At 62.9% G+C, this 20,350-nt stretch carries 23 protein-coding genes and 1 tRNA gene; 10 read left to right on the top strand and 14 right to left on the bottom strand.

All coding sequences use genetic code 11. From position 1 onward, the window contains the following. Positions 1-78 precede the first annotated feature (78 nt). The 4 genes from NIM87_RS05780 to NIM87_RS05765 all read right to left on the bottom strand — a co-directional run bounded on the left by NIM87_RS05780 (position 79) and on the right by NIM87_RS05765 (position 1,900). Positions 79-540 carry an SRPBCC family protein gene (locus NIM87_RS05780; RefSeq protein WP_254673686.1) on the bottom strand — a complete coding sequence of 154 codons (462 nt, stop codon included), beginning with the start codon at positions 538-540 and terminating at the stop codon, positions 79-81. A 121-nt stretch (positions 541-661) separates the two neighbouring features. Further along, the gene (locus NIM87_RS05775; protein ID WP_254673685.1) at positions 662-1,102 is read right to left on the bottom strand and encodes a GFA family protein; all 441 of its coding nucleotides are present in this window, start codon (positions 1,100-1,102) and stop codon (positions 662-664) included. Positions 1,103-1,119: 17 nt separating this feature from the next. Further along, the gene (locus NIM87_RS05770; protein ID WP_254673684.1) at positions 1,120-1,584 is read right to left on the bottom strand and encodes an SRPBCC family protein; all 465 of its coding nucleotides are present in this window, start codon (positions 1,582-1,584) and stop codon (positions 1,120-1,122) included. A gap of 1 nt (position 1,585) precedes the next feature. Beyond that, the gene (locus NIM87_RS05765; protein ID WP_254673683.1) at positions 1,586-1,900 is read right to left on the bottom strand and encodes an ArsR/SmtB family transcription factor; all 315 of its coding nucleotides are present in this window, start codon (positions 1,898-1,900) and stop codon (positions 1,586-1,588) included. Between the two features lie 211 nt (positions 1,901-2,111). Between NIM87_RS05765 and NIM87_RS05760 the strand changes: the two genes are divergently transcribed. The 3 genes from NIM87_RS05760 (at position 2,112) to NIM87_RS05750 (ending at position 5,542) form a co-directional block, all read left to right on the top strand. Next, entirely contained in the window at positions 2,112-3,206 is a 1,095-nt protein-coding gene (locus tag NIM87_RS05760) for a winged helix-turn-helix domain-containing protein (protein ID WP_254674079.1), read from the top strand. A gap of 611 nt (positions 3,207-3,817) precedes the next feature. Further along, positions 3,818-5,125, top strand: a complete 1,308-nt coding sequence (gene pncB / locus NIM87_RS05755) for a nicotinate phosphoribosyltransferase (RefSeq protein WP_254673682.1) — start codon at positions 3,818-3,820, stop codon at positions 5,123-5,125. 159 nt (positions 5,126-5,284) lie between these two features. Then, complete coding sequence (locus NIM87_RS05750) at positions 5,285-5,542, top strand: hypothetical protein (RefSeq protein WP_254673681.1); 258 nt, start codon at positions 5,285-5,287, stop codon at positions 5,540-5,542. On the opposite strand, the gene NIM87_RS05745 is transcribed toward NIM87_RS05750, so the two are convergent. The 4 genes from NIM87_RS05745 to tsaB all read right to left on the bottom strand — a co-directional run bounded on the left by NIM87_RS05745 (position 5,539) and on the right by tsaB (position 7,503). Further along, positions 5,539-5,778: a hypothetical protein gene (locus NIM87_RS05745; protein WP_254673680.1), complete on the bottom strand. Its 240-nt coding sequence runs from the start codon at positions 5,776-5,778 to the stop codon at positions 5,539-5,541. The genes NIM87_RS05750 and NIM87_RS05745 overlap by 4 nt on opposite strands. 145 nt (positions 5,779-5,923) lie before the next feature. Further along, a complete protein-coding gene (locus tag NIM87_RS05740; RefSeq protein WP_254674078.1) occupies positions 5,924-6,322 on the bottom strand; it encodes a Fur family transcriptional regulator in 399 nt (132 codons plus the stop codon). 90 nt (positions 6,323-6,412) lie between these two features. Beyond that, complete coding sequence (rimI, locus tag NIM87_RS05735; RefSeq protein ID WP_254673679.1) at positions 6,413-6,892, bottom strand: ribosomal protein S18-alanine N-acetyltransferase; 480 nt, start codon at positions 6,890-6,892, stop codon at positions 6,413-6,415. Further along, the gene (tsaB, locus tag NIM87_RS05730; protein ID WP_254673678.1) at positions 6,889-7,503 is read right to left on the bottom strand and encodes a tRNA (adenosine(37)-N6)-threonylcarbamoyltransferase complex dimerization subunit type 1 TsaB; all 615 of its coding nucleotides are present in this window, start codon (positions 7,501-7,503) and stop codon (positions 6,889-6,891) included. The genes rimI and tsaB overlap by 4 nt, the downstream gene beginning before the upstream one ends. Positions 7,504-7,660: 157 nt before the next feature. On the opposite strand from tsaB, the gene lnt reads away from it, so the two are divergent. Then, the gene (gene lnt / locus NIM87_RS05725; RefSeq protein WP_254673677.1) at positions 7,661-9,280 is read left to right on the top strand and encodes an apolipoprotein N-acyltransferase; all 1,620 of its coding nucleotides are present in this window, start codon (positions 7,661-7,663) and stop codon (positions 9,278-9,280) included. A gap of 39 nt (positions 9,281-9,319) precedes the next feature. Here lnt and NIM87_RS05720 read toward each other — a convergent pair. Both NIM87_RS05720 and NIM87_RS05715 read right to left on the bottom strand, forming a co-directional pair. Further along, a tRNA-Leu gene (locus NIM87_RS05720) sits at positions 9,320-9,404 on the bottom strand. A gap of 58 nt (positions 9,405-9,462) precedes the next feature. Beyond that, positions 9,463-9,816: a GFA family protein gene (locus NIM87_RS05715; protein WP_462804858.1), complete on the bottom strand. Its 354-nt coding sequence runs from the start codon at positions 9,814-9,816 to the stop codon at positions 9,463-9,465. Between the two features lie 169 nt (positions 9,817-9,985). Here NIM87_RS05715 and NIM87_RS05710 point away from each other — a divergent pair, with 169 nt between their 5' ends. Both NIM87_RS05710 and NIM87_RS05705 read left to right on the top strand, forming a co-directional pair. Next, entirely contained in the window at positions 9,986-10,975 is a 990-nt protein-coding gene (locus NIM87_RS05710) for a complex I NDUFA9 subunit family protein (RefSeq protein ID WP_254673675.1), read from the top strand. 172 nt (positions 10,976-11,147) lie between these two features. Then, a complete protein-coding gene (locus tag NIM87_RS05705) occupies positions 11,148-11,864 on the top strand; it encodes a PadR family transcriptional regulator (protein ID WP_254673674.1) in 717 nt (238 codons plus the stop codon). Between the two features lie 60 nt (positions 11,865-11,924). On the opposite strand, the gene NIM87_RS05700 is transcribed toward NIM87_RS05705, so the two are convergent. The 4 genes from NIM87_RS05700 to NIM87_RS05685 all read right to left on the bottom strand — a co-directional run bounded on the left by NIM87_RS05700 (position 11,925) and on the right by NIM87_RS05685 (position 15,893). Continuing rightward, positions 11,925-12,614: a TetR/AcrR family transcriptional regulator gene (locus NIM87_RS05700; protein ID WP_254673673.1), complete on the bottom strand. Its 690-nt coding sequence runs from the start codon at positions 12,612-12,614 to the stop codon at positions 11,925-11,927. Next, positions 12,562-14,088 carry a tripartite tricarboxylate transporter permease gene (locus tag NIM87_RS05695; protein ID WP_254673672.1) on the bottom strand — a complete coding sequence of 509 codons (1,527 nt, stop codon included), beginning with the start codon at positions 14,086-14,088 and terminating at the stop codon, positions 12,562-12,564. The genes NIM87_RS05700 and NIM87_RS05695 overlap by 53 nt, the downstream gene beginning before the upstream one ends. Before the next feature lie 12 nt (positions 14,089-14,100). After that, a complete protein-coding gene (locus tag NIM87_RS05690; protein ID WP_254673671.1) occupies positions 14,101-14,640 on the bottom strand; it encodes a tripartite tricarboxylate transporter TctB family protein in 540 nt (179 codons plus the stop codon). Positions 14,641-14,855: 215 nt separating this feature from the next. Further along, complete coding sequence (locus tag NIM87_RS05685; protein WP_254673670.1) at positions 14,856-15,893, bottom strand: Bug family tripartite tricarboxylate transporter substrate binding protein; 1,038 nt, start codon at positions 15,891-15,893, stop codon at positions 14,856-14,858. 221 nt (positions 15,894-16,114) lie between these two features. Here NIM87_RS05685 and NIM87_RS05680 point away from each other — a divergent pair, with 221 nt between their 5' ends. The 4 genes from NIM87_RS05680 to NIM87_RS05665 all read left to right on the top strand — a co-directional run bounded on the left by NIM87_RS05680 (position 16,115) and on the right by NIM87_RS05665 (position 20,299). Continuing rightward, positions 16,115-16,861 carry a sulfite exporter TauE/SafE family protein gene (locus tag NIM87_RS05680; protein WP_254673669.1) on the top strand — a complete coding sequence of 249 codons (747 nt, stop codon included), beginning with the start codon at positions 16,115-16,117 and terminating at the stop codon, positions 16,859-16,861. A 125-nt stretch (positions 16,862-16,986) separates the two neighbouring features. Beyond that, positions 16,987-18,138 carry a Gfo/Idh/MocA family protein gene (locus tag NIM87_RS05675; protein WP_254673668.1) on the top strand — a complete coding sequence of 384 codons (1,152 nt, stop codon included), beginning with the start codon at positions 16,987-16,989 and terminating at the stop codon, positions 18,136-18,138. Positions 18,139-18,305: 167 nt separating this feature from the next. Beyond that, complete coding sequence (locus NIM87_RS05670; protein WP_254673667.1) at positions 18,306-19,475, top strand: dihydrodipicolinate synthase family protein; 1,170 nt, start codon at positions 18,306-18,308, stop codon at positions 19,473-19,475. Continuing rightward, positions 19,472-20,299, top strand: coding sequence for a sugar phosphate isomerase/epimerase family protein (locus tag NIM87_RS05665; RefSeq protein WP_254673666.1), 828 nt, complete (start codon positions 19,472-19,474; stop codon positions 20,297-20,299). The genes NIM87_RS05670 and NIM87_RS05665 overlap by 4 nt, the downstream gene beginning before the upstream one ends. Positions 20,300-20,350 lie beyond the last annotated feature (51 nt).

The raw sequence follows: 20,350 nt of genomic DNA, 5'->3' as shown, positions 1-20,350 counted from the left end.
GAATGCTTGTTAGATGGAGCTAGGCTCCACCAATTCCTCCAATCTGTCAGCCCACTTTTCTTGGCCGCGCCCAGCGGCCTATGGCGTTTGCGCGTCCAGCTCCCGCATCTTTGTTTTGCCCGTCTCGATCAGCTCCCTGAGGCTGCCCTGGATCAGGCCTGACCAGGCATCGGTACAGACCTCGAAGCATTCCACCTGTGGTTGCAGGCCCAGATGGGTGAAAGTCACCTCAGTCTGGCCGCCGCGGCTGGCGATGTCGAAGGCGATGGTCGTCCCGGTCCATTCGCTCCGGTCAGTGACAAAGGCGAGATCGGCGTCCAGCACCTGCCAGGCGACGCGCCTGTCGGGCACCAGCTCGGATACCTGCTGGCGGGAAAAATGCAGGTTCTTGTAGCGATAGGTGAAGATATCGCCCAGCCGGTGGCTGGAACCGCTGATCTCCCCGCTCCACCAGCCGCGGGGATTGCAGATGGCTTCGAAAGCCGCCTGCGGGCTCTTGGTGACATGAAATCGTGTCGTGAAACTGGCCTGGTCGTTCATTTTTTGCTCCTTGTGGTGACTTTGGGCGTGAGCGGGCGCGCCCCGGACAGTGGTCCGTGGTCTGGTTGGGTGTGATGGTTCGGAAAAGGCGTTAGGACCAACCGCGATTGGCAGGCCAGCATCAGCTGGATGGCGATGGGTCCTGGGCTGCCGGCATTCCGGCGAAGGTCGGCAAAACCGGATCGACAAGATCCCAGCCATGGCCACGGCTGGCATAGGTCAGCGCCTGCGGCGTGAACGCGCCGGGATCATCCAGGCTCGCCACCGGCACTGCAATCAGGTCCGGCATGGCCGCAAATGTCAGATAGGCGGGGGACCCGCAAGTCGGGCAGAAGGCATAGTGCTTGATGTTGCCGCTTTCGGCGACGACGCTCCACTTGGTGGCGCTGCCTGACACGGCCTGATCCTCGCGCTGTGCGAAGGTGAGGTAGGAGCCATGCCCGGCCCCGCTTTGCCTCTGGCAGTCCCGGCATTGGCAATGGTTCTGGAAGATGGGTTCGGTGTGCATCTGGTAGCGGACGGCGCCGCAGGCGCAGCCACCGGTAAACTTTGAGGTCGACATGGTCTTGTTCCCCAGGTTCAGGCCGATGCGGGCTTGGCGAAAACGTCCAGCCCGCGGCCGGTTTCGAGATAGGACTTGAGACTGGAGAGCACGATGGGCCATCCCTTGCTGATGCCCTTGGCCATGCCGCTGCCGGCGATGAGATCATCATGGCTGACGGTCAGGCGCGCCATATCCTGGTAGCGTTCGATCTCGAAAGTCACGCGGCTGTGGCTCTCGGGTTGATGCGCCTCGGATGCATTGGCCCAGCTGATCACCAGCCGCTTGGGCGGGTCGTGCTCGATGACCTCGCCCACCAGTTCAACCGTGCGAGCATCGTCGGCTTTGACATGTTCCCAGCGGGCGCCCCTTTGCCAGCTCGAAACATTTTCGTGGCCCCAGTAGCGGCGGGCGATTTCCGGGGTGGTGATGGCCGCAAACACCTTTTCCGGCGTTGAGGCGATATAGGTCACATAGACAAAACTGGTGGTTTCCCTCGTCAATTCACTCTCCTTCGAGCTGGGTTTTCAGCTCATGCAACAGGCTGAGGCGCTCGCGCTCGAACTTGCGGACCCAGCGTTCGTAGACTTCGTGGATGGGCACGGGATTGATGTAGTGCAGCCGCACCCGGCCCTGCTTGATCGAGCTGACCAGATTGGCCGCTTCCAGGATTTCAAGGTGCTGCGTGGCCGACTGCCGGGCCATGTCGAGATGCTCGCACAATTGGCCCAGCGATTGCCCATTCTGCTCGAACAGCAGGTCGAGCAGCCTTCGGCGGCTTGGATCGGCCAGCGCCTTGAATACCTTGTCTTCGTCCATTCCAGTCTCTCGGTTCGCCATCTATTGTGCAGGTATATGCCTGCATGTCAAGCGCAGGTTTTTACCTGCATGATGAACTGTCGCGCGGGGCGATTGCTCCTGACCCCGTTTGACACACGCCCCTGATCTGACATCGTCTGTCAGTCCTCAGGAATCACCCGTGCCGCGCCAGCCCATCACCCTCTCCCCCACCCAGGCCCGCGCCATCTGGATGCGCGCCCAGCGCCTCGACGCGGTCGAGCCCTTCGGCGCCGGCCCCGAGGCCGCGCAGGCGGCAATCGCGCAATTGGGCTATGTGCAGATCGACACGATCAATGTCATCGAGCGTTGCCACCATCATATCCTTTACGCGCGCATTCCGGCCTACAAACGCAGCGATCTTGCCGCGCTGCAGTCGGCGCAAAAATCGATCTTTGAATATTGGACCCATGCGCTGAGCTATGTGCCCACTGGGGACTTGCCCTATTTCCTGCCCGCCATGAAGGCCTATCGGGAGAACCCCAGCGCCTGGTTCGGCTCGGTGACCAGGGCCGAGGTCAGCGCCATGACCAGGCGCCTCAAGACCGAGGGGCCGCTGTCCATTCGCGACATCGACGACGACGAACTGGTGGACAAGACCCATCCCTGGGCCAGCCGCAAGCCGAGCAAGCGCGTGCTGCAATTGATGTTTTATCAAGGCCTGGTTGCCATTGCGGCGCGTGAGGGCATGGTGAAAACCTATGATCTCATCGGCCGCCATTTCGGCTGGGAACAGAACCCCCGCCCGGCCACCGAACGGCAGGTGACCACCTATCTCCTCGACCGGGCGCTGCGCAGCCAGGGCGTGGTGAGTCTGGATTCCATCTGCCACCTCAATGCACCGGCCAAAAAGGCGGTGCGCGAATTGATCGAGGCGCGCGTCAAGCGCCGCCAGCTTGTGCCCGTCAGTATCGAGGGCGCCGAAAAGGTGCCGCACTGGGCGACACCGGAGGCACTGGCGATTGTGGCCCCTGTCCCGGCAAACCGCGTGCACATTCTCTCGCCCTTCGACCCACTGATCATCCAGCGCAAGCGGCTCAAGCTACTGTTCGGCTACGACCACATCTTTGAAGCCTATGTGCCCGCCGCCAAGCGCCAATATGGCTATTTCGCCCTGCCGGTACTGCTCGATGATCGTGTCGTTGCGGCCGTGGACTTGAAAACTGACCGGCAGGCCGGAAAGCTGCTCATCCAGAAATGGACATGGCTGGAGGAGGTTGGCGCCGAGGCCAAGGCGGCCATCGATGTCGAATTGGGGCGCTTTGAACGCTTTCAGCGGGCGCTTTAGGCTAACGCCCACCCGGCCTCCCCCTGATAGGGGAAGGGGCAGGCGGCGCCATATCAGAATGGCGCAGCAAGACGCGATTGGTCCCCCCCTGTCGGGGGGAGGTTAGGTGGGGGTATCGCCTTGAAAGGCGCGTGCCCAAAAACTTTATCCCCGCCCCCTCAACCTTCCTCCATACTCCGCTCATCCCCACCGACAACACGCGATGCCGACGAAGCATCGGGTGGGGAGACGGGCTGGTTGGGGTCGCCTAGCCGGATGCGTGTATGCTGACTACCGGCCGCTCAACCGAAGCGACTGGCGACAGGCGGCGACGGATGTTTTGCATCCGGGCCAAAGGTCTGCGCCGACTGCCAAGGGGATGGGCAACCGCAAAACGGGGCCGCTCGATGCATGCGCAAGAAATCCCGGTCGTGGGAAGCGGCTTTCGCCTCTTCTTACTAAAACCTTCGAGGCGAAAGCCGCTTCTCACCGTGTCACCGCGACGCCCAGGGGCCGGGCGGCGCTTTGTCACGCCCGCTACCCGACGCCGCCACCCGAACCCATTGTTCCCTTCCCGGCTTCCCAATCGCGCCCGCTCCGCGTTACAAACCTGCCGCGCAGTGAGGATTGTCATGGCCACCTATACCGATATCGCCCGGCGGGTTTACAACCACACCTTCCGCATCGATCCGATCGTGCGCAGTCTGCTCGACACCGACTTCTACAAGCTCTTGATGCTGCAGATGATCTGGGGGCTTTATCCCAAGGTCGAGGCGACCTTCAGCCTGATCAATCGCACCGCGTCGGTGCGGCTGGCCGATGACATCGACATCGAGGAGCTGCGGGCCCAGCTCGACCATTGCCGCACCCTGCGCTTTTCCAAAAAGGAAATGATCTGGCTGGCGGGTAACACTTTTTATGGGTCCAAGCACATCTTCCAGCCGGGGTTCCTGCGCTGGCTGGAGAATTTCCAGCTGCCTGACTACCGGCTCGAGAAGCGCGACGGCCAGTTCGTGCTCGAATTTCCCGGCCTCTGGGTCGAGACCACCATGTGGGAGATCCCGGCGCTGGCCATCATCAATGAATTGCGCTCGCGCGCCGCGATGAAGCATTACGGCCCGTTCAATCTGGACGTGCTCTATGCCCGCGCCAAGGCCAAGATGTGGGAAAAGGTCGAGCGGCTGCAAAAGCTGCCGGATTTGAAGATCTCCGATTTCGGCACCCGCCGCCGTCATTCCTTCCTCTGGCAGCGCTGGTGCGTCGAGGCGCTCAAGGAAGGTATCGGCGCCAATATGACCGGCACCTCCAACGTCAAACTGGCCATGGACAATGACCTTGAGGCGCTGGGGACCAATGCCCATGAACTGCCCATGGTGCTGGCGGCGCTGGCGCGCTCGGACGAGGAATTGCGCGAGGCGCCCTTCCGGGTGCTGCAGGATTGGAAGAGCTATTATGGCGGCAACCTGCTGATCGTCCTCCCCGATGCCTTTGGCACCGACGCATTCCTGCGTGACGCGCCGGACTGGGTCGCCGACTGGACCGGCTTCCGGCCCGACAGTGCCCCGGCTATCGAAGGCGGGGAAAAAATCATCGACTTCTGGCGCTCGCGCGGCCGCGACCCGCAGGAAAAGCTGCTGATCTTTTCCGATGGGCTCGATGTCGACATGATCGAGGAGGCGTATCTGCATTTCGATGGCAAGGTGCGCATGAGCTTTGGCTGGGGCACCAACCTGACCAATGATTTCGAAGGCTGCGCGCCTGAGCGCAATCCGGGCCTGAAACCCATTTCCATTGTCGCCAAGGTCTCCGAGGCCAATGGCCGCCCCGCGGTCAAACTTTCGGACAATCCGGCCAAGGCAACCGGTGACAGCGCCGAGATCGCGCGCTATCTACGCATCTTCGGTGATACGGGCCGCGTCGAACATGCGGTGCGTGTCTAGCGCTTGGTGTAAAGCGCGCTTGCCCCGGGCGCTGATGCCCGGCCGCAACAATCACAAATTTCGCTGCCCTTGTGGAGAACCCTATCGGGGGCAGCGCCGTTAACGCTCGGTGAACCACCAGCGGCCAGTCTGGTCCGTGGGGGCTCTGCGGAGCCGATTATGAGTCTTGAATTGATCGATATTGCCCTGGCGGAACGCCAGCTTCACCCCACCCTCGCTGAACGCATGACCGGAAAGGTGCGCGCCACCCTGGTTGAAACCATCGGCGGGCGCGAAGTCCGGCATGAAATCATGGTGCCCGTCTGGATGGATGTGCACGAGGGTATGAGCGAAGACGACATCGAGCTGGGGCTGATGGTGAAAGCCGCCGATATTGTGGGGCGGCTCAAGCAGCATATGGGACCGGTCGCCGGCTAGCGGCCCTTGCGCCGCAGCACTTCGGCGAACCGGCGCTGGACTTCGGTCATGGTGCGCTGCGGGCGCTCTACCACCGGCAGGGGCACAATTGCCTCGCGGTGGGCCCAGACCGAGGCCGTGGCATAGGTCCGGGCCTGATCGGACAGCTGGAGGAGCCGCTGGCGGCCTTCGTCGCGCACGAACCAGACAATGGTGGCCGCAACGATCAGCCAGATAGCAGCAAGTTCCCAGGCCATGTCCGCCTCCGTGGTGTAACGGGGCTGTCATAGCTAACGCGGGGTTAACGGGGAAAGCCGGATCGCGCGTTAGGCTTAATGGCTAAACTTGTCCCCGCCGGCGCAAACGGCGCGACAATGGCCGGAAGCTTGCGGGGTGCCGGAATTACTCGCCCGATCCGTCCTTGGCCTTCTTGTCGGCCAGGGGCACCGCATAGAGTTCGAGGCGATGGTCGACCAGCTTGTAGCCCAGCCGCTTGGCAATGACGTCCTGGATGGCTTCGATTTCCTCGTTGCGGAATTCGATCACCGTGCCGGTGCGAATGTCGATCAGGTGATCGTGGTGTTCGTCGGGGATCAGCTCGAAACGGGCGCGGCCATCCTTGAAGTCATGCTTGGTGACCAGCCCCGCTTCCTCGAACAGGTTGACAGTGCGATAGACGGTCGAGAGCGAAATGCGCGGGTCGAGCGCCGAGGCACGGCGGTAGAGCTCTTCGACATCGGGATGGTCGGAGCTGTCCTCGATGACCCGGGCAATGGTGCGGCGCTGCTCGGTCATGCGCATGCCGCGCGCCACGCAGGCCTCTTCAAGGGTGGGATCGGTAGGGTTTCTGTTCAAGCCATGGCTCCCTGCCCGCATGCGTTTGCAAAGGGGTTAGCCAAGATCGCGGGCCATGACAAGCGCCGTGGCCGCGCTGCCGTCGGGTCGGGCATAATAGCCCTGGCGCGACGAGATCCTGGAAAAGCCCAGTTTTTCGTAGAGTCGAATGGCGGCCAGGTTCTGCTCATCGACCTCGAGAAACATGCGGCGGGCCGGCGACAGCATCAGGTCGGCAAAGACCGCGTCCATCAGCGCCCGTCCCACGCCCTTGCCGCGCCAGCGCGGCTCCACAGCAATGGTCAACAGCTCGGCCTCGTCGGCCACCGTGCGGATCAGGGCAAAACCGGCAATGCGGCGCCGGGCATCGCTGGCGATATAGGCGGGCGTCGCCCGGTCTTCGATGAAGCTGATGAAATCGCTGGTCGGCCAGCCGCGGTAAAAGCTCTGGCCGTGGATGCGCGCCATGTCCTTGGCGTCGCGCGTCTCGGCCGGCTCGATATGCAGGCCGCCCGGGGCCATCCAGAATTTCATCATGGCGCGCGCCTCGGAATGCGAGCCGCATCCTGGGGCTTGGCGTCGGCATCGCGCACATAGGAGGCATGGGGTGGAAATTGAGCCGGATCGGCACTGGCCGCGAAACGAGCCATGGCGCCAATATCGACAAAGGGGTGTTCGATCACCGGCACATCGGCTGGCAGGGCGGCGCGCGCCGCCTCCATGGGCAGCAGTTCTGGTCCCGTGGTCGGCATGCCCGGGCCTGCAAACAGCTCGAAATAGGCCTCTCCCCGCCGGGCATCGAGCAGCACCGCAACCGGTCCCGGTCCGGCACCGAGCGATATGGCCAGAAGACTGGGGATCCCCAGCACCGGCACTTTGCGCGCCACGCCAAGACCGCGTGCCGCCGATAGCCCGATCCGCAACCCGGTGAAGGACCCCGGCCCGGTGGTGACGGCTATGCGCTCAAGCGCCTGGTAGCCCAGTCCATTGCGGGCCAGCAGGGCGTTCAACCGATCAAAGAGAATTTCGGCATGGCCCTTGGCGATATCTTCCACCATGGCATCGGTCTGCCCATCGGCGTGCAGCAGCGCCAATTGCAGGCGAGGCGCCGCGGTATCGATGGCAAGAGTGACGGGCAGGTCGGTCATTGCATCTCCGGCTCCAGCGCGGAGCTCCTGGTGCCAAGTAACGCCAGCGGACCGGTGAGTCCACCGCCAAAACCATCACCGGCAAGCCTCGCCTTGACGCCCCGGCGGGGCGCGACCACCTTGCCCGCATGTCCATTGATTCGAAAGCGCATCACCCATGACCTGGCTGGCTGAAACGGCCATGCTCAGCCATGGCTGGCGGCGCTTCGTGCTATTGCTTTTGGCCGGGGCCGTTGCCGGGCTGTCGGTGCCGCCGCTGTTCATCCTGCCGGCGCTGTTTGTGGCCATGCCCATTTGGGTCTGGGCACTGGATGGCGCCGAGCGCCGGCCCGGGTGGCGGCGGCTGTTCGGCCCGGCCTTCACCATCGGCTTTGCCTTTGGCCTGGGCTATTTCCTCGTCGCCTTTCACTGGCTGGGCGCGGCCTTTCTGATCGACGGCGGCTGGGTCCTGGGGGCCATGCCTTTCGCCATTGCCGGCCTCTCGGCCCTGATCGCGCTGTTCTGGGGACTGGCCAGCGCGCTGGCGCATCTGAGCTGGAGCCATGGCTGGGTGCGCATTCTCACCCTCTCGTCATGGCTGGCGGCGGCCGAGTTTGCCCGTGGGCACCTCTTCACCGGCTTTCCCTTCGATCTTTTGGGCTATAGCCTCACCGGCAGCGACGAGATGATGCAGCTCGCCTCGGTGATCGGGGTCTATGGGCTGACCTTTATGGCGCCGCTTCTGGCCATGACCCCGGCGCTCGTCTGGCCGGCCGACAATCGGGCATTGACCCAGCGACTGGCGCCGCTGTTCCTCGCACTGTTCGTCATCGCCGCGCAGCTTGGCTATGGCTGGAACCGTCTGGGCGGCACGGTTTCGACCGAACGGCAGGACATGGCGCTGCGCCTCGTACAACCCCTGGTGCTTGAGCATGCCGATTTCGGCAATGTCGATCCGGTCGCGCTGATCGATCGCTTGCTCATGCTTTCGGACATGCGCATGAGCCCCGATGATCAGGGGCTTGGCGATATCACCCATCTGGTCTGGCCCGAATCGAGCCTGCCGTTCTTCCTTGAAAGTTATCCCGAAGCGCTGGCCCGCATTGCCCGCCTGCTGCCCGAACAGGCGACGCTCCTGGCCGGGGTGCCACGTCGCCCCTATGAGCTGGGTGATGTTGCGGCGGGAACGCCGCCCTATAATTCGGTGGTTGCCATCAATAGCGATGGCGAGATTGTCGCCAGCTACGACAAATCGCATCTGGTGCCCTTCGGAGAATTTCTGCCCTTTGCCGAATTCTTTGCCCGGCTCGGCATCACCCAGTTCGTGCCCGGCGCAGACGGCTGGTCGGCGGGCGATGCCAAGCGGCGGCTGATGAACCTGCCGGCTGCGCCGGCGCCCTTGGTGCTGGTCTGCTACGAGATCATCTTCTCAGGCGATCTGGGCGATGTGGCGGGGGCGCAGTTCCTGCTCAATGTCACCAATGACGCCTGGTTCGACCGCTCCATCGGCCCGGCCCAGCATGCCCATCACGCGCGGCTTCGGGCGGTCGAGGAGGGCATGAGCCTGATACGGGCTGCCAATACCGGCCTTACCTTTGCCACCGACCCCCTCGGTCGCATCACCGCTGAATTGGCACCGGGAGAGATGGCCGCGCTCGATGTGCGTCCGCACCAACGGCTCGAGGGCACTGTATTCCAGTCGGTGCGGAACTGGCCCTTCCTGATCGCGGTGCTGGCCGGGATTTTGGCGGGCTGGATATCATCGCGCCAGAGCCGCGGGCGGCGCATGCCGCAATAAAAAACCCCGACTGCATTGCTGCAATCGGGGTTTTGAAACTGGTGCCCAGAAAAGGACTCGAACCTTCACACCTTGCGGTACACGGACCTGAACCGTGCGCGTCTACCAATTCCGCCATCTGGGCGACGGGCGTGTAACTAGGGTGCAGGCCGGGTATTGTCAATGCGGTTTCACGCACATTGTCAGAAGTTTGCACCGTCCCAATGCGAGATGGTGCTGCGATCGACGGGCGGGGCGCCTTCCAGGCAATTGACGTTGAGCATGACCATTTCATTGCCCTTGCCGTCGCTGCCCCGCGCAAAGGGCTCGATGCCGCAGTTCCTGCAGAACAGATGGTCGATCTTTTCGGTGTTGAAATGATAAAGCGCCAACTGCTCTTCGCCCGAGTGCAGGGAGAAATCAGCGGCGGGAACCGATTGCATCACCCAGCCCAGGCGCCGGCAGCGCGAGCAATTGCAGTCGCCCATGGAGACCAGATTCGTTCTCGCGGTGAAGCGGACAGCTCCGCAATGGCATTGGCCATGATAATCGTGCATCTCGCCCATAAGTTATCCCCTTCGCAAAATTGGAACATATAGTGAACACATGGCACGGCGAGTCAATCCCGTTCCAATCGCTTCCTCAGCGCTGCAAGGCTCGACAGGGGTGAGGTCCCTGCGCTAGAAGCGGGATCAATATTGTTTGGCCGGACCTCGGAGCCCCACCATGGATCGCAACACACCCAAGCTCGTCACCATTTTCGGCGGGTCGGGATTTGTCGGCAATCATCTGGTGCAATTGCTGGCCCGCCAGGGCTATCGCATCCGCGTCGCCGTGCGCCGTCCCGATCTTGCCGGAGAAGTGCGCATGTTCGGCGGCGTGGGCCAGGTCGTCCCGGTGCAGGCCAATCTGCGCAATGAGGCCTCTGTGCAGCGCGCTGTCGTTGGCTCGGATATCGTCATCAATCTGGTTGGCATCGGCCATCAGCGCGGCAAGCAGCGTTTTGGCGCCGTACACGCCGAAGGTGCCGCGTCGGTTGCCCGTGCCGCCAAGGCCGTTGGTGCCAGTGCGCTGGTGCATGTCTCGGCACTTGGCGTCGACAAGGCCGCCGAGGTCAGCGCCTATGCCGCTTCCAAGCTGGCAGGCGAAGAGGCCGTGCTCGCCGCGTTCCCCGATGCCGTCGTCATCCGTCCCTCGATCATGTTCGGGCAGGGCGATGGTTTCTTCAACCTGATGGGCTCCCTGGCGCGGGTCCTGCCGGTCATGCCGCTGATTTCGGGCGGGACACTGTTCCAGCCAGTGTTTGTGGGCGATGTGGCCGAGGCCATTGCCAAGGCCGCAGCGGGCGAGGTCAAGACCGGGCGCATTTATGAGCTGGGCGGGCCGGATGTGGAGACCCACAAGGCGCTGATGCAGCGTATCCTGCGCGAGGCCGGCCGCAATCCCATGCTGTTGCCTGTGCCCTCGGGCCTGATGAAGCTGATGGCTTCGCTGCTGGGCATCCTGCCGTTCAAGCCGCTGATCACGCCGGATCAGGTCGAGCTTCTGGGCGTCGACAATGTGGTTTCCGAGGCTGCCGGCAAGGAAAAGCGCACGCTGGCTGCCTTTGGCATCACCCCCACCAGCATGGTCGATGTACTGCCCACCTATATGTGGCGCTTCCGCCGTCATGGGCAGTTCGATCGTGAAGGCGGGGCGCCGGCCTATCCGGTGTGAACCACAGACCTCCAACGAAATTCACCGACCCAACCCCCGGACCCAGGTTCGGGGGTTTGCTTTTTCGCCAGATGCTGCTGATCGCAGAATCTTCCAAGATATATCTTGAACAGGCGACATCGCACCCCAATCTCCTGGGACAAGGGCGTTTTGATATATCTGGAGATAGATCATGAGTTACTGGAAAAACGGCGAACCGGACTGGCGGCAGTTCGAGCGCATGGCGCGGCGCGGTTGGGGCCGCATGGCCCGAATGGCCGATGAAGAACTGGGCGGCGTGGGCGGCAGTTTCCGCGTCGGACGCATGCTGGCCTCGGGCGACCTGCGGCTGGTTGCGCTCTATTTCATCGAGCAGCAGCCCCGGCACGGCTATGACCTGATCAAGGCGGTGGAGGAGCGCTCCAATGGCGTCTATTCGCCTAGCCCCGGCATTGTCTATCCGGCGCTGACCTACCTTGAAGAGGCAGGCTATGTGACCTCAGCCAGCGAGGGCAACAAGAAGCTCTATACAATCACCGACGAGGGCCGCGCTCATCTCAACGACAATCGTGAGGCGGTCGCCTCGACGTTGGATTTCCTCGGCCGCACCGGCGAGCAGATGAGCCGCTTCCGCGAGTTCGTGAAGGCAGATTGGCCATTCGGCGGTGAAGCACGACCCGAGGACGGCAATGTGCCGCCCCGTTGGGCCGAGCGCGGCGCGCCAGGGGGCGACCAGGATCGCCCCATGCACGACGCCACGCCTGAGCTCGAAGCCTCGCGCAAGGCGCTCAAGGACGCCATCAAGAAGGTCCGCCGCGGCTCCGAGGACCAGCAGCACCGAGCCGCCGCCATATTGCAGCAGGCCGCCAAGGCACTGAACGAATTGGGCGATGACGAGGTCGATATCTGAGGCGATAGCGGACGCCCCCTTCTCCCATTGTGGGAGAAGGGGGAAGAATAGCACCCCAGCTCAAGCCCCCGGCTTGGTCCGCAGGAAATCGAGCACCATCTGCACCGCATGAGCTTCGCGTTCCTGCACCATGTTGACGCTGGACAGGTCCCGCTCGAAGATCACCGAGAGTGTGGCCGTATTGGAGACGTAGAAAAAGCCCAGCGCCGCCACGGAAATATAGAGCTGCACCGGGTCGACATCGCGACGGAACACGCCTGAGGCCGCGCCGCGCTCAATAATGGCGGCGATCTGTCCCACCAGTGGAGAATGCAGCGCCTTGATGTCGGGCAAGGTTTTGAGGAACCTTGCATTCTCGATGTTTTCGGTGCCAAGCAGGCGCGGAAACCATGGATTGGCCAGGAAATGACGGAAGGTGAAACGCACCAGCCGGTCCATGGCCTGGACCGGGTCATATTGGTCCAGCGACAGCGCCTTTTCGCCCCTTCGGATTTCCTGATAGGCGTCGAGCAGTACCGCCCGGTAAAGTTCCTCCTTATTGCCGAAATAGTGGTAGAGCAGTCGCTTGTTGGCGCCGGCCCTATCGGCAATCGCGTCTACCCTTGCCCCCTCAAAGCCCCGATCAGCAAACTCCACCCGCGCGGCGGCGAGGATGGAGGCCTTGGTCTTGGCCGAATTGCGCGGACGCTTGCTCGCTTCAGCTTTTGGCAGAGGCGCCTGTGCGACCGCGGTTGAGGATGGATCGGACACGTGTGGACACCGCCGGAATGGACATGAGGATGGTCAGGACAATGATGATGCAGATAACAGCGCTGATGGGCCGGGTAAAGAACGGGCTGGGATCGCCATTGGTCAGCAGCAAGCCGCGCCGCAGGTTGAGATCGAGCAGATCCCCCAGGATGATGCCCAGCACCAGCGGCGCCATGGGGTATTTCATTTCGCGCAGGATGAAGCCGGCAATGCCGAAGCCGAGCATGACATAGACGTCGAACATGCGTTGGGTAATGGCGAAGGACCCGACGACGCAGAGCACATAGACCACAGCCATCAACCGCTCGCGCGGCACCGAAAGCACCGTGAGCAGGGGCCGCGTCAGGGTCAGCCCGAAGACCAGCATGGCGATGGTAGAGAACAACAGGATGGCGACGATCTGATAGAGAAACTCGGGGTTCTCGGTCATCAGCAGCGGGCCGGGACGGATACCATGAATGAACATGGCCGCGATCAGCACCGCCGCCGCCGCCGAGCCGGGCAGGGCGAGGGTCAGCGTCGGGATCATGGCGCCGGGAATGACGGCGGAATTGCCGGTCTCTGCGGCAATCAGGCCCTCCTGGCTGCCCTTGCCAAACAGGTGCTTTTCCTTGCTGACGCGCTTGGCTGCCGCATAGGAGGCCCAGGCGCCCACATCCTCGCCGACGCCGGGCACGATACCGACAAACGTACCGATGATGCCCGAGCGTATGGTGGTCCACTTGTATTGGAAGACATCCGAAAGGCGGGGGATGACCCGGTCGTCCGAGGAGACGATGCGGGCCTGGGCGGTGCGCTTCATCACCCCCAGGATTTCGGCTAGGCCGAATGCGCCGACCATGGCTGGAATCAGATCAAAGCCACCGCCCAGCGCCGGAATGCCGAAGGTGAAACGCTGGTGCGCGTGGAGGGTTTCCATGCCCACCATGGCGATCAGGAGGCCGATGATGCCGGCGATATAGCCCTTGAGCGGATCATCTATCGCAGTGAGCTGACCCGAGATGATGACGCCGAACAGCGCCAGCCAGAAGAATTCATAGGTGCCGAATTTCAGAGCCGCTTCGGCCAGCAGCGGCGCGATCAAGGCCAGCGCCACAATGCCGATAATGGTGCCAAGGGCCGATGAGGTGGTGGCAAGGCCCATGGCTGTCCCGGCCTTGCCCTGCAACGCCAGGGGATGCCCGTCGAGCGTGGTCGCGGCGCTCGCCGGGGTGCCGGGAATGGCCAGGAGGATGGCCGTGCGGCTGCCGCCATAAATGGCCCCGCAGTATAGGCACATGAGGCAGAGGATCGCCTGGTCCGGCGCCATCTTGTAGGTCAAGGTCACCAGCAGTGCCACGCCCATGGTGGCGGTGAGGCCGGGCAGGGCGCCGATGACAATACCCAGCAGCGTCGCCCAGGCGATGTTGAACAGCGACAATGGAGTGAAGAAATGGGCGAGCCCGCCGCCCAGCATGATCAGACCGTCAAACATGAATTGCGCCCCCTATGGCAGTCGCACGAGGAAGGCGCGTTCAAACACCCAGGTCACCACCGCGGCGGTGCACACGGCCAATGCCAGCGCCCAGGGCAGGGAAGTGAGCCAGGGGCGGCGCGGTTCGGCCAGCCAGCATTCAAACAGCATGATGAAGGCAAAAACAAAAAGCCCCGTCGCCGCCCAGAACGGCAGCGTGCCCACCAGGCCCAGCGTATAGATCAGCGCCAGCACCATGACCGCCACAGCCCGACCGGCGGCGCCCGAGAACACGGCGCCACCCAATTGCTGCCAACCACCTGTCGCCGGCGTGCGGATCGAGCGGAACGCCAGGATCGAGCCGCAGATGACGAGCGCAAGGCTCAACATGCCGGGCACGAGACCGGGGACAGTGAGGGGGTGGATACGTCGCATTTCGAGCCGATCCATGGTCCAAGCGCCGTAAAACACGGCCAGCCCCACAATGATGAAGAACAGGCCCGCAAGCAGGTCGGCCCGCACCATGGCGGGCTGAGTGGCGTCATCATCGGGGATTGAGGATTCGGTGGTCATGGTCGTGCCTGTGGAATGAGGAAACCGAGGCAGGGCACCCCACCCGGCTTCGCTAAGGCCTGCGGCCCAGCTCCGCTACCCTCCCCTCAAGGGGAGGGAGTGCTGAACAGCAGCTTGAATTGTCGCGGAGCCTGAACTCCTGCGCCTCCCTCCCCTTGAGGGGGAGGGGAATGAGGGTGGGGTGAGGCCAGGTCACTGGCCCCACCGATCACTCGTTACTGCGCCACTTCGGTGCGGGTTTCGCAGTCGATGCCGATGGTCGAAGGATCGTTGACGGCTTCGCCGCGCTCGACCGAGGAACAGGCCTCGAGGATAACCACAGGCATGGCGAGGGCCCGGGCCTCGGCGCCGTAGGACGGAGCAAAGACCGCACCGAAGGTTTCGGCATAAGTCTTGATGGCTTCCGAGTTCATCACCTTGTCAGCCCAGATCTTGTCCATGGTGGCGACGACTTCGTCGGGCACTCCGGCCGGAATGAAGATGCCGAAATAGTCCGGTGCCAAAGGCATGTCGGGCAGCCAATTGGTGATCGGCGGGATCGGATCGACACCGTCGAGAGCCAGCGGCTTGTCGGACAGCACCGCCAGAGGCCTCAGCCGGCCGCCGCGGATCAGCTCGGTCTGTTCCACCGCCAGCTGGGTGGTGACCATGGCTTCGCCCGATGCGGTGGCAATCGCTGCCGGTCCGCCGCCATCATAGGTGATCATATTGTAGTCAAAGCCGTCGGCGGCGTCGGACAGGGCGGCAATGGCGGTACCACCCGAGGAAGTGACGCCAGCCGTCGCAACCGTGATTTCACCGCCGCGGGTCTGCAGTGCCTCGAGCAGCTGACCGAAATCGGTGAACTCGCTGTCGGTGGGCACCGAAACGACCGGCACGTTGGCAACCGAGAGATAGATGTTCCAGTCGTCGATATTGGTGTCTTGGAGCAGGCCGGTCACCGAATAGGTGGCATTGTTGGCGATGGCATTGGCCGTCCAGGTATAGCCGTCGCGCGGGGCGTTCAGCACTTCCTGGGTGCCGATGGCGCCCGATGCGCCCGGCTGATTGACCACCACGACCTCGACGCCCAGCGCCTCGGCCAGGATCGGCGCGGTCACACGCGTGACCTGATCGGTCGAGCCGCCGGCACCCCAGGGCACGATCAGATTGATCGGCCGGTCCGGCTTCCATTCCTGTGCCATTGAAGTGGCAGTTCCCAGCGCCAACAGGGCACAGCCCGACGCCAGAACGATCCGCAGTGACTGCTTCATCGTCTTCTCCTCCCTCATGTGACGGAACCGCTTTTTCTGGTTCTCGTAGGCCAAGCTTGCGACCGATGATGGGCTGAGTCAATACAGATGTAACCAATTGGTGAGCTATAATGTTCCCGCATCCTCGCCAGAAATGGCATTGCAACAAGGGTTTCAGGTGATAACAAAAAGCGCGCGGCGCCAGTGCGAACCAGTGCGTTCAGCCAACGAGGAAGCGGATCATGGAGTTTGAGTTCGGGCGGCTGGCCGTCATGGTTCTGGCCTTGGGGGCAGGCGCCATCGTCAAGGGTGCGACCGGCATGGGCCTGCCACTGGTGGCACTGCCGGTGCTTACGACGTTCTTCGGCCTGCAGCATGCCGTGGGCCTGATGTGCGTGCCGCTGATCTTTACCAACGCCTGGCAGGTCTGGCGTTTTCGCGCCGCCGCCAATGACGACCGCATGGCCTTTCTGCCGCTGTTCCTGGTGGGCGGCGCCGTGGGCATCGGCCTTGGCACCTGGGCGCTGACCAGCCTGCCCGAGCGGGCGCTGGTGCTGACGCTGGGGATCATTCTGCTGTGCTATGTCGCGCTGCGGCTGGCCGCCCCACATTTCGTCGTCGGTCCCGTCCTGGCCCGGCGCGCCGGGCCGCTGGCCGGCATGGGCGGAGGCGTTCTACAGGGCGCGACGGGCATTTCGGCACCCATCGGCGTTACCTTCATCCACGCCATGTCATTGGACCGCGACACCCATGTGTTTGCCGTCTCGACCATGTTCCTGCTCTATGCCCTGGTGCAGTTGCCGGCGCTCAGCATCGCCGGGGTGATGCAGCCGCAATGGCTGCTTGAGGGCTTTATGGCGCTTCTTCCGATCCTTCTGTTCATGCCGTTGGGGCAGGCCATTGCCGGCCGACTTAGCCGCAAGGCCTTCGACCGGATGATCCTGATTTTTCTCGGGTTGATCGGGGTCAAGATGGTGCTCGGGCTCTAGCGCTCTCGGTCAGCTTCAAAAATCTCCCTCGGATGGGCTTCGGGGCGCTTGACGGCGGCCCTTCGCCTCATATAGGTAAGTAACTAATCAGTTACACTGAAATCAGCGTCTTGGGAGGAATTCAAATGGCAGAGCAACGGCTTGGCATCATCATGCATGGCGTCACCGGGCGTATGGGCTACAACCAGCATCTGGTGCGCTCGATCCTGGCGATCCGCGATCAGGGCGGCATTATGCTGAGCAATGGCGACCGGCTGGTGGTCGACCCGATCATCGTCGGGCGCAATGCCGACAAGATGGAAGCCCTGGCCAGAAAGCATAACATTGCCCGCTGGAGCGATGATCTCGACAAGGCGCTGGCCAATCCCGACGACACCATTTTCTTTGATGCCGGCACCACGCTGATGCGCGCCAGCCTCATCGAAAAGGCATTGGCCGCCGGCAAGCATGTGTATTGCGAAAAGCCGACCTCTGACTCGCTCGACATTGCCGTCAACCTGGCCAAGACCGCGCGTGCCTCGGGCCTCAAGCACGGCGTGGTGCAGGACAAGCTGTTCCTGCCGGGCCTGATGAAAATCAAGATGCTGCGCGATAGTGGCTTTTTCGGCGACATCCTCTCGGTGCGCGGCGAGTTCGGCTATTGGGTGTTCGAGGGCGACTGGCAGAAGGCCCAGCGCCCAAGCTGGAATTATCGCAAGAACGACGGCGGCGGCATCATCCTCGATATGCTGTGCCACTGGCGCTATGTGCTCGACAACTTGTTCGGCGAAGTGCAGGCCGTCTCGTGCCTGGGCGCCACCCACATTCCCCAGCGCGTGGATGAGCAGGGCAAGACCTACAAATGCGACACCGATGACGCGGCCTATGCGACCTTCGAGCTTGAAGGCGGGGTGATCGCCCAGATCAATTCGAGCTGGACCACCCGCGTGCGCCGCGACGACCTCGTCACCTTCCACGTCGATGGCACCAAGGGCTCGGCCGTTGCCGGTCTGCACAAATGCTGGACCCAGCATCGCGTCAATACGCCCAAGCCGGTCTGGAACCCCGACCAGCCGCAGACGATGAATTTCTTTAATGACTGGGAAGAAGTGCCGGACAACTGGCCGGCCGACAATGGCTTCAAGGCCCAATGGGAAATGTTCCTGCGCCACGTCGCCGAAGACGCGCCATGGCCCTATGGGCTCGAAGCTGGGGCCAAGGGCGTGCAGTTGGCCGAGCTTGGCTTGAAGAGCTGGGCAGAACGCCGCTGGCTGGATGTACCCAAGCTGGAATTCTGATGCCTCGCTGACGGGAAGCCCCCTCACCCGTCCCGGCCTGACGGCCGATCCACCCTCTCCCCGAGTGGGAGAGGAATGGGGGCACCGAGTTGCAACAGGCGCCGGGCCATTCTTCTCCCTCTCGGGGAGAAGGTGGCGCGAAGCGCCGGATGAGGGGGACGCCCGCCATGACCACCATCAATCTGCCCAATGCCGACCGCTCCATCAGCCCCTATGTGCTGACTGGCGATCCCATCCCATTCGTCAAGTTCAAAGCGAGTGAGTTTCCGCGCATCGCCTATTCGGCTGCCCATGTGGTCGCCGATCCACTGGCCAGCAATGACCCGTGGCTGACCCCCGCCATCGACTGGGATACGACGCTCAAGTTCCGCCACCGCATGTGGGACCTCGGGCTCGGTGTTGCCGAAGCCATGGACACCGCCCAACGCGGCATGGGGCTGACCTGGACCGAGGCCAAGGAGCTGATCAAGCGCGCCCAGGCCGAAGCCCGCACCCGCGACGACGCTCTGATCGCCTATGGCGCCGGCACCGATCACCTCATGCCCGGCCCCGATGTGAGCATTGACGATATCATCAAGGCCTATGACGAGCAGGTCGGCTTTGTCGAAGGCGAGGGCGGTCGCGTCATTCTCATGGCCAGCCGCGCGTTGGCCGCCGCAGCAAAGTCACCGGATGATTATGCCCGTGTCTATGGCCATGTGCTTTCCAACGTCAAACAGCCAGTGATCATGCACTGGCTCGGGGAAATGTTCGATCCGGCGCTGCAGGGCTATTGGGGCGACATCGACCACGACAAGGCCATGGATGTCTGCCTCGACGTCATCGCCGCCAACGCCGACAAGGTCGATGGCATCAAGATTTCCCTGCTCTCGGCGGAAAAAGAAATCGCCATGCGCCGCCGCCTGCCGACATCGGTGAAAATGTATACGGGAGACGACTTCAACTATGCCGAACTGATCGCCGGCGACGATCAGGGCTATTCCCATGCGCTGCTCGGCATCTTCGACGCCATTGCCCCGGCGGCCTCGGCGGGGCTGGCGGCGCTCGGGCGCGGCAATACCAATGAGTTCTTCGATATCCTCGAACCGACCGTGCCTTTGAGCCGGCATATCTTTGCCGCGCCGACCCGCTTTTATAAGACCGGCGTGGTGTTCCTGGCCTATCTCAATGGCTTGCAGGACCATTTCACCATGATCGGCGGGCAGCAATCGACCCGCTCGCTGCAGCATCTGAGTGAGCTGTTCCGCCTCGCTGACAAGGCCCGGGTTCTGGCGGACCCCGACGCGGCCATCGCCCGCATGCAGGCCGTCCTTGCTGTCCATGGAGTCAACGCATGAGCGCCGATACCGTCATTTCGTTGAACCTGGCGACCACCCGCCCGCAATGGGGCTTTGCCGAGGCCGTCGATGGGTGCCTCAAGGCTGGTATCACCGCCATCTCGCCCTGGCGCGACCAGATCGAGGCCATCGGGCTCGATGAAGCCGCCCGCATCGTCAGGGAGAACAAGATCCGCGTCACCGGCGTCTGCCGGGGCGGCATGTTCCCCGGCGTTGACGCTGCCGACCGGCAAGCCCGGATCGACGACAATCTGCGCGCCATTGATCAGGCCGCGGCCCTAAACGCCGATTGCCTGGTGCTGGTGGTGGGTGGCCTTCCCGGCTCGTCCAAGGACCTGCCTGGCGCCCGCCAGCAGGTGACCGACGGGATTGCCGCCATGCTGCCCCATGCCAAGGCGTCTGGTGTCAAGATCGCCATCGAGCCTCTGCATCCCATGTATGCGGCTGACCGGGCCTGCGTGAACACAGTCGATCAAGCGCTCGATATCTGCGAGAAGCTGGGCGAAACCGTCGGCGTGGCGCTCGATGTCTATCATATCTGGTGGGACCCGAACCTCAGCCATGCCATTGCCCGCGCGGGCCGCATGAAGCGCATCTTTGCCCATCACATCTGCGATTGGCTGGTGCCCACCCGTGACATGCTCAACGACCGCGGCATGATGGGCGACGGGGTGATCGATTTGAAATCCATCCGCAAGATGATCGAGGACGCCGGGTTCAATGGTCCGCAGGAAGTGGAAATCTTCTCCACCGAGAACTGGTGGAAGCGGCCAGGCGAGGAAGTGCTGCAAGTCATCAAGGAGCGGGTCGCAACGGTCTGCTAAAACTAAAAAACCCCGGGCGCATGGCCCGGGGTTTTTTGTTTCTACGCGGTC

The sequence above is a fragment of the Devosia ureilytica genome (genome assembly GCF_024273195.1).
GTDB classification, from domain to species: Bacteria; Pseudomonadota; Alphaproteobacteria; order Rhizobiales; family Devosiaceae; genus Devosia; species Devosia ureilytica.
Note: the sequence above shows the minus strand (reverse complement) of the source record. Positions and strands in the feature narration are given on the sequence as shown.

What these genes read in the sequence shown, in the direction of transcription:
- NIM87_RS05780 (WP_254673686.1), bottom strand. Translation starts at nt 540, where the DNA reads ATGAACGACCAGGCCAGTTTCACGACACGATTTCATGTCACCAAGAGC.
- NIM87_RS05775 (WP_254673685.1), bottom strand. Translation starts at nt 1,102, where the DNA reads ATGTCGACCTCAAAGTTTACCGGTGGCTGCGCCTGCGGCGCCGTCCGC.
- NIM87_RS05765 (WP_254673683.1), bottom strand. Translation starts at nt 1,900, where the DNA reads ATGGACGAAGACAAGGTATTCAAGGCGCTGGCCGATCCAAGCCGCCGA.
- NIM87_RS05760 (WP_254674079.1), top strand. Translation starts at nt 2,112, where the DNA reads ATGCGCGCCCAGCGCCTCGACGCGGTCGAGCCCTTCGGCGCCGGCCCC.
- pncB (WP_254673682.1), top strand. Translation starts at nt 3,818, where the DNA reads ATGGCCACCTATACCGATATCGCCCGGCGGGTTTACAACCACACCTTC.
- NIM87_RS05750 (WP_254673681.1), top strand. Translation starts at nt 5,285, where the DNA reads ATGAGTCTTGAATTGATCGATATTGCCCTGGCGGAACGCCAGCTTCAC.
- NIM87_RS05745 (WP_254673680.1), bottom strand. Translation starts at nt 5,778, where the DNA reads ATGGCCTGGGAACTTGCTGCTATCTGGCTGATCGTTGCGGCCACCATT.
- NIM87_RS05740 (WP_254674078.1), bottom strand. Translation starts at nt 6,322, where the DNA reads ATGCGCATGACCGAGCAGCGCCGCACCATTGCCCGGGTCATCGAGGAC.
- rimI (WP_254673679.1), bottom strand. Translation starts at nt 6,892, where the DNA reads ATGATGAAATTCTGGATGGCCCCGGGCGGCCTGCATATCGAGCCGGCC.
- tsaB (WP_254673678.1), bottom strand. Translation starts at nt 7,503, where the DNA reads ATGACCGACCTGCCCGTCACTCTTGCCATCGATACCGCGGCGCCTCGC.
- lnt (WP_254673677.1), top strand. Translation starts at nt 7,661, where the DNA reads ATGACCTGGCTGGCTGAAACGGCCATGCTCAGCCATGGCTGGCGGCGC.
- NIM87_RS05715 (WP_462804858.1), bottom strand. Translation starts at nt 9,816, where the DNA reads ATGCACGATTATCATGGCCAATGCCATTGCGGAGCTGTCCGCTTCACC.
- NIM87_RS05710 (WP_254673675.1), top strand. Translation starts at nt 9,986, where the DNA reads ATGGATCGCAACACACCCAAGCTCGTCACCATTTTCGGCGGGTCGGGA.
- NIM87_RS05705 (WP_254673674.1), top strand. Translation starts at nt 11,148, where the DNA reads ATGAGTTACTGGAAAAACGGCGAACCGGACTGGCGGCAGTTCGAGCGC.
- NIM87_RS05695 (WP_254673672.1), bottom strand. Translation starts at nt 14,088, where the DNA reads ATGTTTGACGGTCTGATCATGCTGGGCGGCGGGCTCGCCCATTTCTTC.
- NIM87_RS05690 (WP_254673671.1), bottom strand. Translation starts at nt 14,640, where the DNA reads ATGACCACCGAATCCTCAATCCCCGATGATGACGCCACTCAGCCCGCC.
- NIM87_RS05685 (WP_254673670.1), bottom strand. Translation starts at nt 15,893, where the DNA reads ATGAAGCAGTCACTGCGGATCGTTCTGGCGTCGGGCTGTGCCCTGTTG.
- NIM87_RS05680 (WP_254673669.1), top strand. Translation starts at nt 16,115, where the DNA reads ATGGAGTTTGAGTTCGGGCGGCTGGCCGTCATGGTTCTGGCCTTGGGG.
- NIM87_RS05675 (WP_254673668.1), top strand. Translation starts at nt 16,987, where the DNA reads ATGGCAGAGCAACGGCTTGGCATCATCATGCATGGCGTCACCGGGCGT.
- NIM87_RS05670 (WP_254673667.1), top strand. Translation starts at nt 18,306, where the DNA reads ATGACCACCATCAATCTGCCCAATGCCGACCGCTCCATCAGCCCCTAT.
- NIM87_RS05665 (WP_254673666.1), top strand. Translation starts at nt 19,472, where the DNA reads ATGAGCGCCGATACCGTCATTTCGTTGAACCTGGCGACCACCCGCCCG.